Origin of the sequence: Novosphingobium sp. 1529 (assembly GCF_040544855.1) — a bacterium.
In the GTDB taxonomy this organism is placed as follows: domain Bacteria; phylum Pseudomonadota; class Alphaproteobacteria; order Sphingomonadales; family Sphingomonadaceae; genus Novosphingobium; species Novosphingobium capsulatum.
In genome coordinates, this window is record NZ_JBEPKW010000001.1 from 437,591 (window position 1) to 454,140 (window position 16,550).

General features: G+C 65.0%; 14 protein-coding genes. 3 read left to right on the plus strand and 11 right to left on the minus strand.

Annotation, left to right across the window (positions count from 1 at the left end):
- Window positions 1-9 precede the first annotated feature (9 nt).
- The gene (locus tag ABIC78_RS02010; RefSeq protein ID WP_354487517.1) at window positions 10-474 is read left to right on the plus strand and encodes a GNAT family N-acetyltransferase; all 465 of its coding nucleotides are present in this window, start codon (window positions 10-12) and stop codon (window positions 472-474) included.
- Between the two features lie 125 nt (window positions 475-599).
- Here the strand turns inward: ABIC78_RS02010 and ABIC78_RS02015 are convergent, their stop codons facing one another.
- Genes ABIC78_RS02015 through purU form a run of 5 tightly spaced genes read right to left on the minus strand, consistent with a single transcriptional unit; the run spans window position 600 to window position 5,031 of the window.
- Window positions 600-1,532 (minus strand): electron transfer flavoprotein subunit alpha/FixB family protein, encoded by a 933-nt coding sequence (locus ABIC78_RS02015; RefSeq protein ID WP_354487519.1) that lies wholly within the window; start codon window positions 1,530-1,532, stop codon window positions 600-602.
- Window positions 1,532-2,278 (minus strand): electron transfer flavoprotein subunit beta/FixA family protein, encoded by a 747-nt coding sequence (locus ABIC78_RS02020; protein WP_054130344.1) that lies wholly within the window; start codon window positions 2,276-2,278, stop codon window positions 1,532-1,534. The genes ABIC78_RS02015 and ABIC78_RS02020 overlap by 1 nt, the downstream gene beginning before the upstream one ends.
- Before the next feature lie 22 nt (window positions 2,279-2,300).
- Window positions 2,301-3,692 (minus strand): L-serine ammonia-lyase, encoded by a 1,392-nt coding sequence (locus ABIC78_RS02025; protein ID WP_354487522.1) that lies wholly within the window; start codon window positions 3,690-3,692, stop codon window positions 2,301-2,303.
- Window positions 3,689-4,183: a prolyl-tRNA synthetase associated domain-containing protein gene (locus ABIC78_RS02030; RefSeq protein WP_171798334.1), complete on the minus strand. Its 495-nt coding sequence runs from the start codon at window positions 4,181-4,183 to the stop codon at window positions 3,689-3,691. The genes ABIC78_RS02025 and ABIC78_RS02030 overlap by 4 nt, the downstream gene beginning before the upstream one ends.
- A complete protein-coding gene (purU, locus tag ABIC78_RS02035) occupies window positions 4,180-5,031 on the minus strand; it encodes a formyltetrahydrofolate deformylase (protein WP_199223718.1) in 852 nt (283 codons plus the stop codon). Before purU ends, ABIC78_RS02030 begins: the two co-directional genes overlap by 4 nt.
- A gap of 174 nt (window positions 5,032-5,205) precedes the next feature.
- On the opposite strand from purU, the gene ABIC78_RS02040 reads away from it, so the two are divergent.
- Together ABIC78_RS02040 and ABIC78_RS02045 are read left to right on the plus strand one after the other, a co-directional pair.
- Entirely contained in the window at window positions 5,206-6,156 is a 951-nt protein-coding gene (locus ABIC78_RS02040; RefSeq protein ID WP_022674616.1) for a LysR family transcriptional regulator, read from the plus strand.
- A 152-nt stretch (window positions 6,157-6,308) separates the two neighbouring features.
- Window positions 6,309-7,292: a PAS domain-containing protein gene (locus ABIC78_RS02045; protein WP_354487525.1), complete on the plus strand. Its 984-nt coding sequence runs from the start codon at window positions 6,309-6,311 to the stop codon at window positions 7,290-7,292.
- An 18-nt stretch (window positions 7,293-7,310) separates the two neighbouring features.
- Here ABIC78_RS02045 and ABIC78_RS02050 read toward each other — a convergent pair whose 3' ends face one another.
- Genes ABIC78_RS02050 through ABIC78_RS02075 form a run of 6 tightly spaced genes read right to left on the minus strand, consistent with a single transcriptional unit; the run spans window position 7,311 to window position 16,011 of the window.
- Window positions 7,311-7,841: a sarcosine oxidase subunit gamma gene (locus ABIC78_RS02050; protein ID WP_084390952.1), complete on the minus strand. Its 531-nt coding sequence runs from the start codon at window positions 7,839-7,841 to the stop codon at window positions 7,311-7,313.
- Window positions 7,834-10,716 (minus strand): 2Fe-2S iron-sulfur cluster-binding protein, encoded by a 2,883-nt coding sequence (locus ABIC78_RS02055; RefSeq protein ID WP_354487527.1) that lies wholly within the window; start codon window positions 10,714-10,716, stop codon window positions 7,834-7,836. Before ABIC78_RS02055 ends, ABIC78_RS02050 begins: the two co-directional genes overlap by 8 nt.
- Entirely contained in the window at window positions 10,713-10,985 is a 273-nt protein-coding gene (locus ABIC78_RS02060; protein WP_062785691.1) for a sarcosine oxidase subunit delta, read from the minus strand. Before ABIC78_RS02060 ends, ABIC78_RS02055 begins: the two co-directional genes overlap by 4 nt.
- Window positions 10,986-11,007: 22 nt before the next feature.
- Entirely contained in the window at window positions 11,008-12,261 is a 1,254-nt protein-coding gene (locus ABIC78_RS02065) for a sarcosine oxidase subunit beta family protein (RefSeq protein ID WP_022675220.1), read from the minus strand.
- 1 nt (window position 12,262) lies between these two features.
- Window positions 12,263-13,498 carry an aromatic ring-hydroxylating oxygenase subunit alpha gene (locus ABIC78_RS02070; protein ID WP_062785693.1) on the minus strand — a complete coding sequence of 412 codons (1,236 nt, stop codon included), beginning with the start codon at window positions 13,496-13,498 and terminating at the stop codon, window positions 12,263-12,265.
- 5 nt (window positions 13,499-13,503) lie between these two features.
- Window positions 13,504-16,011, minus strand: coding sequence for a GcvT family protein (locus ABIC78_RS02075; RefSeq protein WP_354487530.1), 2,508 nt, complete (start codon window positions 16,009-16,011; stop codon window positions 13,504-13,506).
- Window positions 16,012-16,550 lie beyond the last annotated feature (539 nt).

Here is a 16,550-nt window from a genome sequence, read left to right on the forward strand (position 1 = left end):
GCGCGTGCAATGCCTGAGGTGACGATACGCCAGGATGATCTTTCCGGTGCGGCGATCCAGGCGCTGGTGGCGCTGCACCTGGGCGGCATGCATGCCCATTCTCCGGCGTGCAAGGTCCACGCCCTGCCGCTCGATGCGCTGCGCGCGCCCGGTGTCACGTTCTTTTCCGCCTGGGTGGGCGATGATCTGGCGGGAATGGGCGCGCTCAAGATGCTGGCGGGCAACCAGGGTGAGCTCAAATCGATGCGCGTGGCGCCGCAATGGCTGGGGCAGGGGATCGGCAAGGCCATGCTGCGCCATCTGCTCGCGACGGCGCGGGCAATGGGCATGGCGCGGGTCAGCCTGGAAACCGGGCGCGGTGCGGCGTTCGAACCAGCCATCGCGCTCTATCGCGCCCACGGCTTCGTGCCTTGCGGGGCGTTTGCCGATTATGTGGTGGATGATTTCAGCCAGTGCCTGACGCTGGCTTTGTGAGGGAGCTTGCCTGAAACATGCCCTCCCCTAACCCCTCCCGCACGCGGGAGGGGAACATAAAAAAGCCCCCTCCTCTTCAGAGGAGGGGGTTTGGGGGTGGTGGAAACCTTGAGCGATCTATCGGCTCAAAGCTTGCCCACCAACTCCGGCACGGCGGTAAACAGGTCGGCCACCAGGCCCACGTCGGCCACCTGGAAGATCGGCGCGTCTTCGTCCTTGTTGATGGCGATGATGGTCTTTGAGTCCTTCATGCCGGCAAGGTGCTGGATCGCCCCGGAAATGCCCACCGCGAGATAGACCTGCGGCGCCACGATCTTGCCGGTCTGGCCGACCTGGTAATCGTTGGGCACATAGCCGGCGTCCACCGCGGCGCGGCTCGCGCCGATCGCGGCGCCGAGCTTGTCGGCTAGCGGGGTGATCGTCGCGGCAAAGGTTTCCGCGTCTTTCAGGGCACGACCGCCCGAGACGATGATCTTGGCGCTGGTCAGTTCCGGCCGCTCGCTCTTGGCGATTTCCGCGCCGACGAAGCTGGAGAGGCCAGCATCGCCTGCGCCGCTCACCGCGTCCACGCTGGCGCTGCCGCCGCTCGCCTCGGCCTTGGCAAAGGCCGTCGCGCGCACCGTCACCACCAGCTTGGCATCGCTCGATTCGACCGTGGCGATGGCGTTGCCGGCATAGATCGGCCGGGTGAAGGTCTTGGGCCCTTCAACCGAGAGAATGTCGGATACCTGCGCCACGTCGAGCAGCGCGGCGACGCGCGGCGCGACGTTCTTGCCGGTGGTCGTGGCCGGCGCCACGAAAGCATCGTGGTCGGCCATCAGGTCGACGATCAGCGGCGCAACATTTTCCGCCAGCGCATGGGCATAGGCGGCGTCATCGGCCTTGAGCACGGCGGCAACGCCGGCAATCTGCGCGGCGGCCTGGGCTACGCCATCGACGCCTTCGCCCGCGACCAGCGCAACCACGTCGCCAAGCTGGCCCGCTGCCGTCACCGCGCTCAGCGTCGCGTCCTTGATCGCCGCGCCGTCATGCTCGACCCAGAGAAGAACCTTACCCATCACGCGACTCCCAGTTCCTTGAGCTTGGCCACCAGCGCATCGACATCGGCCACCTTGACGCCCGCCGCACGCACCGGCGGCTCGGCCACTTTCAGCGTCTTGAGGCGCGGGGCCACATCGACGCCGAGGTCCGCCGGGGTCTTGGTGGCGAGCGGCTTGGACTTGGCCTTCATGATATTGGGCAGCGAGGCATAGCGCGGCTCGTTCAAGCGCAGGTCGGTGGTCACCACTGCCGGCAGCGCCAGCTTGACCGTTTCCAGGCCGCCATCGATCTCGCGCTTGACGATCAGATGATCGCCTTCGACGCTGACCTCATTGGCAAACGTGCCCTGCGGCCGGCCAAGCAGCGCGGCCACCATCTGGCCAACCTGGTTCGAATCGTCGTCGATCGCCTGCTTGCCGGTGATGATCAGGCCCGGCTGTTCCTCGCCCGCGATCGCCGTCACGATCTTGGCCACGGCCAGCGGCTCAACCTCGTCGTCAGACTGCACCAGGATCGCGCGGTCCGCACCCATCGCCAGCGCCGTGCGCAGCGTGTCGCTCGCCTTCGCCGGCCCCACCGACACCGCCACGATCTCGCTCACCACGCCCTTTTCCTTCAGGCGAATGGCTTCCTCGACCGCAATCTCGTCGAACGGGTTCATGCTCATCTTCACGTTCGCCAGCTCGACACCCGTGCCATCCGCCTTCACCCGCGGCTTCACGTTGTAGTCGATCACCCGCTTCACGCAGACCAGGGCTTTCATCGATACATCTCCTCGAACTCGCTCAGCATTCCACCACGTTGACCGCCACGACGTTCACCGCCAGGCCGCCTTGCGAGGTTTCCTTGTACTTGTCACGCATGTCTGCGCCGGTTTGGCGCATGGTTTCGATCACCTTGTCAAGACTCACCATGTGCTGGCCATCGCCCAGCATGGCGAGGCGCGAGGCGTCGATCGCCTTGACCGCGCCCATGGCATTACGCTCGATACACGGGATCTGCACCAGGCCGCCCACCGGATCGCAGGTCAGGCCCAGATTGTGCTCCATGCCGATTTCGGCAGCGTTTTCGATCTGGGCATTGTTGCCCCCCAGCGCCGCCGTGAGGCCCGCCGCCGCCATCGAACAGGCCACGCCCACTTCGCCCTGGCAGCCCACTTCGGCGCCGGAAATGGAAGCGTTGCGCTTGTAAAGCGCACCGATCGCCGCCGCCGTCAGCAGGAACGTGCGCCGCCCGGCACGATCGCCGCGATAGCAGCGCTCGTAATAGCGCAGCACTGCGGGAATGATCCCGGCCGCGCCATTGGTGGGTGCCGTCACCACGCGGCCACCAGCGGCGTTTTCCTCATTCACCGCCATCGCCCACAGGTTGATCCAGTCGAGCACGGCCAGCGGCTCTGACAGCGACATCTGCTGGCGGTGCTGCAATTCCTGCGCCAGCGCGGCGGCGCGGCGGCGCACTTTCAGGCCGCCGGGCAGGATTCCGCCCTGCGCGCAGCCGCGATCGATGCAGGCGGCCATGGTATCGGCCAGCAGATCGAGCCCCGCATCCACGTCCGACGGGCTGCGCCACGCCAGTTCGTTGGCCAGCATGATCTGGGCAAAGCTGAGGCCGGTTGCCTCGCCAATCTCGATCAGCTGCGCGGCCGAGGCAAAGGGATAGGGCAATTCCGGCACATCGAGCGCCGGCGCGTTGCGGATCACCTCGTCCTCGTCGAGGACGAAGCCGCCGCCCACCGAATAGTACAGCCGCCGGGTCAGCATCTCGCCCGCTTCGTCCCACGCTGCCAGCGCCATGGCATTGCTGTGATAGGGCTGCCGCTCGCGCTGGAGAAAGCGCATGTCCTGCGCCGGGGCAAACGCAACCTCGTGCTGCCCGAGCAGCGCGACGCGACCCGATTGCTCCACCGCGGCAACGATGCCCGCCACCGCATCGGGATCGACCGTGGCAGGCACTTGCCCCGCCAGGCCCAGGATAATCGCCACGTCGGTGGCGTGGCCCTTGCCGGTCAATGCCAATGACCCATAGAGATCGACCGATACCCGCGCCGTGCGCGCCAGCAGGCCCGCAGCCTCCAGCGCCTCGGTAAAGCGGCGCGCGGCGACCATCGGCCCCACGGTGTGGGAACTCGATGGCCCGATGCCGATCTTGAACAGATCAAACGTGCTTACGGTCATGGCCGCTCCGGAATGCCAGACACGATCGCGGAGTGGTTCCACCCTTCCAGGGCGCGCAACAAATCGCCACCGGAAAGACCGATCGTTGCTGTGTTGCGCAAGGGATGAACGTGAACCCGTTCTGCGTCAACCAGATCCGCGTCAATCACCACGCGAACCGCGCCATCGGCATCGTTGATCACCGCGAGCGGTGTCACCGCGCCGGGCGTCACGCCCAACAGACGCTCCATGTCTTCCGGCTTGCCAAAGCTGAACTTCTTGGCGCCGACCGCGCCAGCCAGCCCCTTGAGGTCCACCCGCTTGGCATGGTCGACCGTTACCAGCCAGAAACTGCCATCGGCGTTCTTGAGGAACAGGTTCTTGGTATGCGCCCCGGGCAGCGCAGCGTGAATCGCTTCGCTTTCCTCCACGGTGAACACTGCCTCGTGTTCCAGGCTGGACCATACCACGCCCAGCGCGGCCAGATCGGCGTAGAGCCGGGCCTCGCTCACTTGAACACCACGGTGCGGTGGCCATTGAGCATGACGCGGTGCTCGCAATGGGCCTTGACCGCGCGGGTCAGCACGCGACTTTCGGTTTCCTGGCCCTGGGCTATCAGGTCATCGACGGTATCGGCATGGTCCACCATCGAGACATCCTGCGCGATGATCGGCCCTTCATCCAGATCGGGCGTTACGTAGTGGGCGGTGGCGCCCACCATCTTCACGCCGCGCTCGTAGGCACGGTGATAGGGCATCGCGCCCTTGAACGCCGGCAGCGAGGAATGGTGGATGTTGATCACGCGGCCTTCCAGGGCGCGGCAAGTGGTGTCGGACAGCACCTGCATATACCGCGCCAGGATCACCAGATCGACATTCTGCTGCGCGATCATGTCCAGCAGCTTTGCTTCCTGCTCCACCTTGTTTTCCGGCGTGATCGGCAGGTGGTGGAAGGGGATGCCCTCGTGCTCCACCCGGCGCTGCCAGGTGGTATGGTTGGACACCACGCTGGTCACTTCCATCGGCAGATACCGCGTGGCGGTGCGATAGAGCAGGTCATTCAGGCAGTGCCCGCCCTTTGACACCATGACCAGGGCGCGCACCTTGACCGACAGATCAAAGACCTTCCAATCGATGCCATAGGCACTGCCGACCGAGAGGAACGCGGCGTTGAAGCGATCCACCGTCATGCCTTCGGGCGCGGTGAAGGCCACGCGCATGAAGAAGCGGCCGGTGACGGCATCATCGAACTGCGCGCTTTCAACGATGTTGCAATCCTGCGCCGAAATCGACGTGGCGATCGCGGCCACCAGGCCCTTGCGATCCACACACGAGACAAGCAGGACGAAATCGGGTTTCAAAAGCGCCACGTCAGCTCCCTTTCGCTGGTTGCCCCATCTGTAGGACGGCTTGCCCGCAACAGGAACGGGGCAGCGCAGACAATAAGCAGATATAATCTGGTAGTTCAGGCATCATGATGGCACAAGAGTGCAGCACGGGGGCGCGAGAGGGCGCGCACCCAAAGGATCATGCCCATGCGCCTGCCCGCCGAATTCGATCTGCACGGCTTGGAAGTGTTTGTCCTGACGGTGGAACTGGGCGGGATGACCGCCTGCGCCCAACAGTTGCGGATCACCCAGTCGGCGGTTTCGCAAACCATCACCCGGCTGGAACAGGGCATCGGCGCGCCGCTGTTCGATCGCTCGCTGCGGCCACTGGGCCTGACGCCATCGGGCCGCGCCCTGCACGAGCGCGCGCGCAAGCTGCTGGCCAGCGCGCGCACTGCCTACGACGAAGTGCGCGAAGGCGCGCAGCAGCCGATCGACCAATTGACCGTGGGCATGAGCGAGAGCCTCGCCAACCTGCTCACCGCGCCGCTGCTGCGCCGGCACGGCATGCGCGTGGGTTCATGGCGGGTGCGATCGGGCATTTCGCTGCGCCAGCAGCAGGAATTCCTGGCCCGGCGCTGCGACATGCTGGTGACCGGCAGCAATACCCTGGAAAAACACCCGGGCATCGAGCATCACGACGTGATCGATGATCCCTTCGTGATGATATTTCCGGCCGACCACAGCGGCAGCATCGATCCGGCCGACGTGGCCGAACGCATGCCGTTCGTGCGCTATTCGCTCGATACCGGCATGGGCCAGCGCATCGAAAGCCAGCTGACCCGCATGAAGCTGCGCCTGCCCAATGTGATCGAGGTGGAGATCATCCACCAGCAATTGACCACGGTGGGCATGGGCATCGGCTGGAGCATAACCTCGCTGCTGTGCCTCGCGGCCCTGCCCCAGCTGATGCCGCAGCTGCGCGTCGAACCCCTGCCGCGCGGCCGCTTTGCCCGCCGCATCCAGGTGGTAGCACGCATGGGCGAGTTGGGCGACCTGCCCGGCCAGACGGCCGCCCTGGCGCGCGAGACCCTGCTGGATCAGGTGCTGCCGCCACTGATGACCAATCTGCCCTGGGCCGGGCCACTGCTGGGGTGATGCCGCCGGCAGCGGAATCGCCGCAAGCCCGAAAAGTGCGCTTTTCCGCCAATTTTTGCTGGAACTTTTACATTAACTAACGATTATGGTGCTGTCGCGAAGGTGCGCGTGGGGCACGCCTGACCGGGTGTTGGGGAACTCCGGCAGTAATCATGACTAACAACGAACTTTCACGGCAGGTTGCCGGAATCTCGCAACTCTCGTTGGCTGCGGCGCTCGACCAGAGCGTGGATTGCGTCAAGGTTATCGGGCTTGATGGCGCGGTAACCTATGTCAACCCCAATGGCTTGTGCGCCATGGAGATCGATACGCCGTCCGACGTGCTGGGCAAGCAATGGGACACGCTCTGGCCCGAAGAAGGCCGGCCGCATATCGCCAGCGGCTTTGCCACGGCCCAGGCCGGCGGTGTCTCGCGCTTTCGCGCCCATTGCCCCACGGCCAAGGGCAACAGCCGCTGGTGGGACGTGAGTGTTTCGGCGCTGCGTGACGATACTGGCAAGCTGATCAGCTATCTGGCCGTGTCGCGCGACGTGACTGATGCCGAACTCTCCCGCCAGGTGCTGGAAACCGCCACGCGCGAACTGCACCATCGGCTGCGCAACACCTATACGATGATTTCCAGCCTGATCCGCGGCTTTGCCCGTGGCGACGCGCACAACGATGCCTTTGCCGGGCAGATGGCCGAACGCCTGATCGCCATGGGCCGCGCCCAGGCCCTGTTCACCAGCCTGGACGTGCCGTGCAGCCTGGTCGAACTGATCGATGCGCTGGTCCTGCCCTTTGGCAGTGCGTTCTGCCCGGTGGCGACCGACCAGGTGCGCGACATGCCGATTGCGCGCCCCCTGGCTGACACGATCGCCCTGGTCGTGGGTGAACTGGCGGTCAATTCCTCGAAGCATGGCGCGATCGCGCATGGCGGCGCGATCACGCTGTCGAGCGAGGATCAGGACGGCGACATCGTGATCACCTGGCACGAGGTTTCGAACCGCCCCGTGCAGGCAACCTCGCGCGATGGCGGCCAGGGGCTGAACCTCATCAACCGCATCGTACGGCTGCGCGAGGGCGCGATCGACCTGGACTGGCAGCCCGATGGCCTGACCGCGCGCCTGCGCTTCAAGGGCGGTGTGGCGGCCTGAATTTCAGGCCAATTCTGCTTAGCCGCGTTCCGCCGCCTTGAGTGCGTGCCACAACCATGGGGCAAAGCTGCGCCACACGAACACGCGGAACACGGTTGCGCTTTCGCGCCACAGGATCACTTCCACCGTTTCGAAAACGGTGCGGGTGGCGCGGCCCACGGCAAACCGGTCGAGATCGAGCGGACATCCCGATGAGAGGACAGTGGCCGCCCCTGCCCCCTCCACCCGGATGACCACGCCGCGCGCGGAAATGTCCACCACGCTCACCGGTTGCCCGGCGCCATCGGGCAGCGCGGTGCCGGCAGGCAGATCGGCCAGCCATTCGTCTGGCCCGAGGCAGGCGATGCCATCCAGCGTCTCGCCAATGCGCGCCGGTACAGCGCGGCCGATCACGCCTGAAAGCGCCTGCGCCGTGCGGGCGCGCAGCGACCAGCGGCTGGCCGGCGCTTCCAGCGTCAGCGCCACGCCCGAGGCGGTAACTGCCTGGGCCTCCAGCGCCAGATCGGTGCCGGCCACGGCCAGGGCGGGGATCGCAAGGACATCAGACATCGAGGCGGCTCCCTTGCGGATCATAGAACACGGTGCTGGCGCTCACCCGCGCGCGGATCGTGCGGCCCGGCATCGGCACATGGATCACCTGGCCATCGCGCGCGCGGCCGTCGGCAATCACCGCCATGGCGATGGAGCGGCCCAGCGTGGCGCTGTGATACGACGAGGTGACGTGGCCGAGCATGGTCATCGGCACCGGCTGATCGGGATCGGCCACGATCTGCGCGCCTTCTTCCAGCACTTCCTGCGGGTCTTCGGTCAGCAGGCCGACCAGTTGCTTGCGCCCCGGCGCGCTCATGTCGGGCCGGGCGAGCGAGCGCTTGCCGACGAAATCGGGCTTCTTGGTGCCCACGGCCCAGGCCATGCCGGCGTCATCCGGGGTTAGCGTGCCGTCGGTATCCTGCCCGACGATGACATAGCCCTTTTCGGCGCGGAGCACGTGCATCGTCTCGGTGCCATAGGGGGTGATGCCGTGGGCCTGGCCAGAGGCGTGGATCGCCTCCCACACCATGCGCCCATGCTCGGCCGGCACGTTGACTTCATAGCCAAGCTCGCCGGTAAAGCTCACGCGGAACAGGCGCGTCGGCACGCCGCAGATGCGGCCCTCGCGAATGGCCATGTGCGGAAAGGCGCCAGGCGCCAGATCGATGCCTTCGACCAGCGGCGCGATCACGGCGCGGGCGAGCGGGCCCTGCACCGCGATCACCGCCCACTGCTCGGTCGTGCTGGTCAGCCAGACGTCGAGATCGCTCCATTCGGTCTGGAGATAGTCTTCCATCATCGCCAACACGCGCGCCGCGCCGCCGGTGGTGGTGGTCAGGTGGAAACGATCGGGTGCCAGGCGCGCCGAAACGCCATCGTCGGTGATGAAGCCATCCTCGCGCAGCAGCAGCCCATAGCGGCAGCGGCCGGGTGCCAGCGCCTTCCACGGGTTGGTGTACATGCGGTTGAGGAATTCGGCGGCATCGGGCCCGACCACCTCGATCTTGCCCAGGGTCGATGCATCGAACATGCCCACCTGCTGGCGCACCGCCACGCACTCGCGCGCGACGGCGGCGTGCATGTCTTCTCCGCCTTGGGGGAAATAGCGCGCACGGCGCCATTGCGCCACGTTCTCGAACACGGCCCCGCGCGCATCGGCCCAACCATCGATCACCGTCTTGCGGATCGGCTGGAACAGCGCATCCTTGTGATGCCCCATCAGCGCGCCGAACGTCTGCGGCGTATAGGGCGGGCGGAACGTGGTGAGGCCGATATCGGTCACCGGCTTGGACAGGCTGCCCGAGGCAATCTGCAAGCCGTTGAGGTTGCTGGTCTTGCCCTGGTCGGTGGCCATGCCATTGGTGGTATAGCGCTTGATATGCTCGATCGAGCGCATGCCCTCGCGCACCGCCAGATCGATATCGCGCGCCTTCACGTCGTTCTGGAAATCGACGAAAGCCTTGGTCTGCCAGATCGGCTTGGGGCCAGGCAGCGTGCCCAGCGCCAGGCCCGCGCCCATGTCCCAGGCGCCTGCCCCGGCGCCCACCGCGCGGCAGTTTTCCTGCGCCACATCGGGCAGATAGGCGCCCCAGGTATCGTCCCAGCGCAGGCTGCCCTTGGCGTGGCTCCACAAATGCACCGTCGGCGTCCAGCCACCGGCCATCAGCAGGGCATCGACCGCCAGTTGCTGGCCCTGCCCGGTGCCGCCGGGGGCGAAGGTCACACCGCTCACCCTATGGCGGCCCGCCACCTGCGTGACGGCATGGCCAAGATGCACGGCAATCCCCGCGCCGCGCACGGCAGCAACCAGATCGGCCGCCACTTCGCCCCGCAAGTCGATCACCGCCACCACGTTGACGCCAGCAGCCTTGAGCGCCAGCGCATCACGCCAGCCGCTGTCATGCACCGCCATCACGGCCACCGCGCGGCCCACCGCCACGCCATAGCGCACCGCCAGCGTGCGCCCGGCGCTCGACAGCATCACGCCCGGCACGTCGTTGCCATCGAACACCAGCGGGCGCTCGATCGCGCCCTGGGCCAGGATGACCTCGCCGGCGCGGATGCGCCACAGCCGCTCGCGCGCGCCGCTGGCCTGCGCCGGGGCTAGGTGGTCGGTAAGCTGCTCGACCACGCCCACGAAGTTCTGGTGGTAATAGCCGAACGCGGTGGTGCGGCTCAGCACCGTCACGTTGCCGAGCCGGCGCAGTGCCATGGTCTTGTCGGCCACCTCGCCCCACAGCGCCTGGTCCGACAGGGCACCGCCGCCCAACTCGTCCTGCTCGTCGATCAGGATTACCCGGCCGCCGTCGGCCGCCGCCGCCAGCGCGGCATCGATCCCGGCCAGGCCGCCGCCGACCACCAGCACTTCGCAATGGGCATAAGTGGCGTCATAATGATCTGGATCGCGCTCCGTTGGGCTGGTGCCCAGCCCGGCCATGCGCCGGATCGCCGGCTCATAGAGCTTTTCCCAAGCCGAACGCGGCCACATGAATGTCTTGTTGTAGAACCCGGCCGGAAAGAACGCGCCAAGCCGATCGTTGACCGCGCCCAGGTCGAACTTGAGCGAGGGATAGCGGTTCTGGCTTTGCGCGGTAAGGCCCTGATACAGCGGCACGGATGGCGCGCGGAGATTGGGGGTGCGCCGGCCCCAACCCGGCCCGGCCCCGCCGCGGTCCACCGTCACCAAGGCATTGGGCTCTTCCGTCCCCATGCCCAGAATGCCGCGCGGGCGATGATACTTGAACGAGCGGCCGAACAGCATCTGCCCGGATGCCACCAGCGCCGAAGCCAGGCTGTCGCCGGCAAAGCCGCGATGGGCGCGCCCGTCAAAGGTGAAATCCAGCGGCGCGGCGCGGTTGACGCGGCCACCGGCAGGAAGACGATAGCCGCTCATTTACGCGGTTCCCCGGCCTTGTAGGTCTGTTCGAAACGATCGCTCACGGTATCGCGCACGGCATTGAAGAAACGCCCGCAACCGTGGGTATGCCGCCAGCGTTCGTGATGGCGCCCGCGCGGATTGCGCCGGATGTAGAGATAGTGCTCCCATTCCTCGTCGCTCAGCGTCGCGGGATCGAGCGGGCGCGCGATATGCGCCTCGCCACCATAGACGAATTCCACCTCGGGGCGGTCTTCTTCGCAATAGGGGCAATGAATCAACAGCATGGCTTGGTTCCCTGCGCCTTGCTCAGTGGGCCACGGCGGCTGCGGCCGCCTCGTCGATCATCCGCCCGTTGCGGAACCGATCGAGCGTGAACGGCGCGTTGATCGCGTGCGGGGCATCGTGGGCGATGGTATGCGCCAGCAGATCCGCCGCGCCCGGCGTCGCCTTGAACCCGCCCGTGCCCCAACCGCAGTTGACATAGAGGCCCTGAACCGGAGTCTTGCCCAGGATCGGCGAGCGATCGGGCGTCACATCGACGATCCCGCCCCAGGTGCGCAGCATGCGCATGCGGGTAAAGATCGGGAAGATCTCGCAGATCGCCGCCAGGGTATGCTCGATGATGTGGAACGCGCCGCGCTGCGAATACGAGGTGTACTGGTCGGTCCCCGCGCCGATCACCAGCTCGCCCTTGTCGGACTGGCTGATATAGGCATGCACGGTGTTGGACATCACCACACAGGGAAAGATCGGCTTGACCGGCTCTGACACCAGGGCCTGCAGCGGATAGCTTTCCAGCGGGAATTGCAGGCCGGCCATGTTCATGACGACCGAGGTATTGCCCGCCGCCGATACGCCGATCTTTTTCGCGCCGATAAAGCCGCGCTCGGTCTCCACCCCCAGCACCGCGCCATCGGGCCCGCGCCGGATGCCGGTGACGGCGCAGTTCTGGATGATATCGACGCCCAGCGCCGTTGCCTTGCGGGCATAGCCCCAGGCCACGCTATCGTGCCGCGCGGTGCCGCCGCGCCGCTGCAACGCCCCGCCCAGCACCGGATGGCGCGCATTGGGCGAGATATCGAGCGGCGGGCAATAGGCCTGGCATTCTTCCGGGCTCAACCATTCATTGTCCACGCCGTTCAGGCGGTTGGCATGGATGTGGCGCTTGAAGCTCTGGATGTCGTGCACGTTGTGCGCGAGCATCAGCACGCCGCGCTTCGAATACATCACGTTGTAGTTGAGCTCCTGGCTCAACCCGTCCCACAGCTTGACCGCATGGTCATAGAGGTGGGCGCTTTCATCGTAGAGGTAGTTCGAGCGGATGATCGTGGTGTTGCGCCCGGTGTTGCCACCGCCGAGCCAGCCTTTCTCGATCACCGCGACATTGGTGATGCCATACTTGGCCGCCAGGTAATAGGCCGCGCCCAGGCCATGCCCGCCCGCGCCCACGATGATCACGTCATAGGCCGCCTTGGGTGCCTTGTCGGGCCATTGTTCCGGCCACGACTGGTGCCCCGAAAAGGCCTGCGCGATGAGATTGAGCCCGGAAAAGCGCATCATCTTATGGCTGTCCTGCCGCTTCCAGCGCGGCCTTGGCGCGCTCGACGTAGAAGGTCTTGAAGGCATCGACGAGGTTTTCCTCGAGCGCATAGGGCCCGGGGCGATAGCCATCGGTAACGATGCCGGCGTGGTTCATTTCTGCCAGGTGGCGGTCCTGGCGGTTGGTCGCCTTCCACACGTGGGTCAGGTTCTCGACCGTATAGTCTTCGCCTTCCACCGCGTCTTCGTGCACCAGCCACGAGGTGCGCAGGATCGAACGATCCGGCCCCTGCGGCATCACGCTGAATGTCACCACATGGTCGCAGCAGAAGTGGTGCCAGGAATTGGGCTGGGTCCATACCGAAACGCTGGTCGGTTCGGCGTGCTCGACCGGCCAGATCAGCTTCTTGGAAGCCGGCTGCCCATCCATGGTCTGCGACAGCGCCCCGTGCGCCAGGCTGAGGCGACCCACGCGATGCCAGCCACCATCGGGAAATTCCACCAGGTCGCGCCACACGCCCATGGCCTTCCAGCGCTCCACCTGGGCAGTGATATCGTCCTCGTCGGCAGCGTCACCGTCTTCCGGGTTGCCCCGGCCAAAGCCCGATCCGCTCAGCGAATTGAGCAGCTCGGGGTGGTTGGCCTCGCAGTGATAGCACTCGCGGTTGTTTTCCATGACCAGCTTCCAGTTGGCCGTGTCATGCAGGTCTTCGACCGCGGCCACCTTGAGCTTGTCCATGTTGTAGATGCCGATCGCGGCCGCGATGTCCTGCTTGGCCGGTTCGATCGGCGGCGGATTGTCCGCCAGGCAGATGAACAGCAGGCCGCCGCAGTTTTCCAGCGCCACCTGGCGCAGGTTGTGCGCGCCCTTGTCAAAATCGTCGGGCATGCCGCGCGCGGCGATCAGCTTGCCATCAAGCCCGAATGTCCAGAAGTGATAGGGGCACATGATGCGCGGCATCGTGCCGGCCTGGACCTGGCAAATGCGCGATCCGCGATGGGTGCAGGTGTTGTAGAACGCGCGCACCTCGCCATCGCGGCCACGCACGATGAACACCGAGTTGTTGGCCATTTCAAAGACGTAGAAATCGCCAGGGTTCTTCACGTGGGCCACGGTGCAGGCATAGAGCCACACCGACTTGAGCATCACTTCGGTATCGAAGCGAAAGGCTTCCTCGCTGGTGTAAAGCGCCTGCGGCAGGGTGTAGCCGGGGCGATCCTGGTTCAGCAGTTCGGCAATCGAAGCGAAATTGCGCATGGGAACTAGCTCCGCAATGCAAGGTTTTCGGGGTCGAAGGGCGAGTCTGGGATCACCACGGCCTTGTGCATCGTTCCGAGAATGGAAATCTCGAGTTCGGTGCCAAGGTTTGCGTGTTCAGGTGCGATCATCGCCAGCGCCAGCGACTTGGCCGTGCGCCAACCATAGCCGCCCGAAGTGGCGCGGCCAACCAGTTGTCCATCGCGATAGATCGCTTCGGAGCCGCGGGCATCGGCATCGGTGACGCCCAGCACCTCCAGGGTAACCAGAGTAGAAGAAAGACCGGCTTCCTTCTTCGCCAGCAGCCCGTCACGGCCAACGAAGTCCGGCTTCTTCATGGATATGAAGCGTTCAAGCCCGCTTTCCAGCGCGTTGTATTCCACCGAAAGTTCGCGCGGGATCAGCTTGTAGCTCTTTTCCAGCGCCATCGACGTCATCGCCCGGATGCCAAAGGGCTTGATGTCGAATTCGGCGCCGGCTTCCATCAGCTTGTCGAAGATGTAGTTCTGCATCTCGATCGGGTGGTGGAATTCCCAACCCAGCTCGCCGATGAAGTTGACGCGCAGCGCATCGCACGGCGCCGCGCCGATCGAGATGCGCTTGCCCGTCAGCCACGGGAACGCCTCGTTCGACAGATCGGTGCGGGTCACCTTGGCCAGCACGTCGCGGGCACGCGGCCCGGCCAGGACCAGCACACCCATTGCCGTAGTCAGCCGCTCGAACTTGACCGAACCGTCGGCGGGCAGCGCCTTGATCAGATAGTCATGATCGTGCTGCTCCAGCGCGCCGGCCGAAACCAGGTAATAGCTTTGCGGCCCGCGCTTGTAGACGGTGAACTCGCTGCGCACGCCGCCAGCCGGCGTCAGCAGATACGACAGCGCTACGCGGCCGATCTTCTTGGGCACCGCGTTGGACAACAGCTTCCCCAGCCATTCTTCTGCACCGGGGCCGGAAATCAGGCACTTGGCAAACGCGCTCATGTCCTGAATGCCAACCTTTTCCGTCACATGGCGGCATTCATTGCCAACATGCTCGAAATAGTTGGAGCGGCGGAACGACCACTTTTCACGGATCGGCGCACCCGGCACATCGGGATGATTGTGGTTGAGCAGCGTTTCAGGCCGGTCGAGATCGGCGTCGGTCAGTTCATAGCCTTCGGGCGCGAACCAGTTGGGGCGCTCCCAGCCGAACACGCTGCCGAACACCGCGCCCAGCTTCTTCATGCGGTCATAGCACGGCGTCTGGCGCAGCGGGCGGGCAGCCTCGCGCTCTTCATCGGGATAGTGAACGGTGAACACCTTGGCATAGGCTTCCTCGTTCTTTTCGATGAGATAGCCTTCGTCGGCATAGGTGCCGAAGCGGCGCGGATCGACCCCCATCATGTCGATGGTGGGTTCGCCGTCCACAATCCAGTGGGCCAGCTGCCAACCCGCGCCGCCGGCTGCCGTGATGCCGAAGCTGTGACCTTCATTGAGCCAGAAGTTCTTCAGCCCCGGCGCAGGACCGACGATGGGCGACCCGTCGGGCGTGTAGGCAATGGCGCCGTTGTAAACCTTCTTGATCCCCAGCTCACCAAAGGCGGGCACGCGCTCGATCGCCGAGAGGATATAGGGCTCCAAACGTTCGAGAGCATCGGGGAACAGTTCATATTCGCTGTTAGCGGCCGGCCCCTTCACATAGCAGGCGGGCGCGCCGACTTCATACGGGCCAAGCAGCAGGCCGCCGGCTTCCTCGCGCATGTACCAGCTCGAGTCGCTTTCGCGCAGCACGCCCATTTCGGGCAGGCCCTTGGCGCGGCGCTCCATGATCGCGGGGTGCTGTTCGGTGACGATGTACTGATGCTCGACCGGGATCACCGGCACATCCAGGCCGACCATCGCGCCCGTCTGGCGGGCAAAGCTGCCGGTGGCCGAAACCACATGCTCGCAGGTGATATCGCCCTGGTCGGTGGCCACCACCCATTCGCCATTGGCCTTCTGGGTGATGCCGGTGACCGTGGTATTGCGCATGATCGTGGCGCCCCGCTGGCGTGCACCCTTGGCCAGGGCCTGGGTCAAGTCGGCCGGCTGGATATAGCCATCGGCGGGATGCTGGATCGCGCCGAGCACCCCGTCCATCTGCGCAAGGGGCCAGATTTCATGAACTTGCTCAGGGGTGAGGAAGTTCACATCCACCCCGATGGTCTTGGCCACGCCCGCATAATAGCGGTATTCGTCCATGCGATCGGGGCTGTTGGCGAGGCGAATGTTCGACACGCGCGAGAAGCCGACGTTGAGGTCGGTTTCCGCTTCCAGGCTGGGATAGAGATCAACCGAATACTGGTGCAGCTTGCCGACCGAGTAGGACAGGTTGAACAGCGGCAGCAGGCCGGCGGCATGCCAGGTAGAGCCCGAGGTCAGTTCCTTGCGCTCGATCAGCACGACATCGGACCAGCCCATCTTGGCCAGGTGATACAACGTGCTGACGCCGACGACGCCGCCACCAATCACCACAACGCGCGCACTAGTCTTCATGTCATGCCTCGGCTTTGCTTGGCTGCCTATTTGCAGAAGGGCTATTCCAGCGCGGGAACCGGCGCAATCACGGTGCCACACCATTTTGGAAACTAATGCGAGGGATTAGAAATAATGCTTGCCCCAAGGTCGGGGTGCGCGGCGTTTCGAGTCCCGCCACCGCGCCATTTCGAACCCGCGCACCCGGCCCTGCCGCCACGGCGCCCGGCACGGTAGGCATTAGGCAAGTTAATGAGAGTAGTAAGTAGGTGTTATTACCAAGCAAAACTGGTGAAGTTAATTTTATATCTTAAAATCATATACTTGATCTTTATGATACCGTAATCCCACAAGGCCGGAAGAAAGCTTTTCCACTGTTGCTGAAGGCTTGCTGCGCCTGCGTTCCTGATGCACGATCCCGGTGCAGGTATTGTGCCCCCGAACGAGGGGCCGGCTTGGAGGGAAGCTGTCATGCGTCACCTGGTATTCTCGGGCACTGTCCTGAATCAAAAATCTGTTCTCCAACACTTTGGTGCGCGTGCGCGCCATGGCCGATCGGG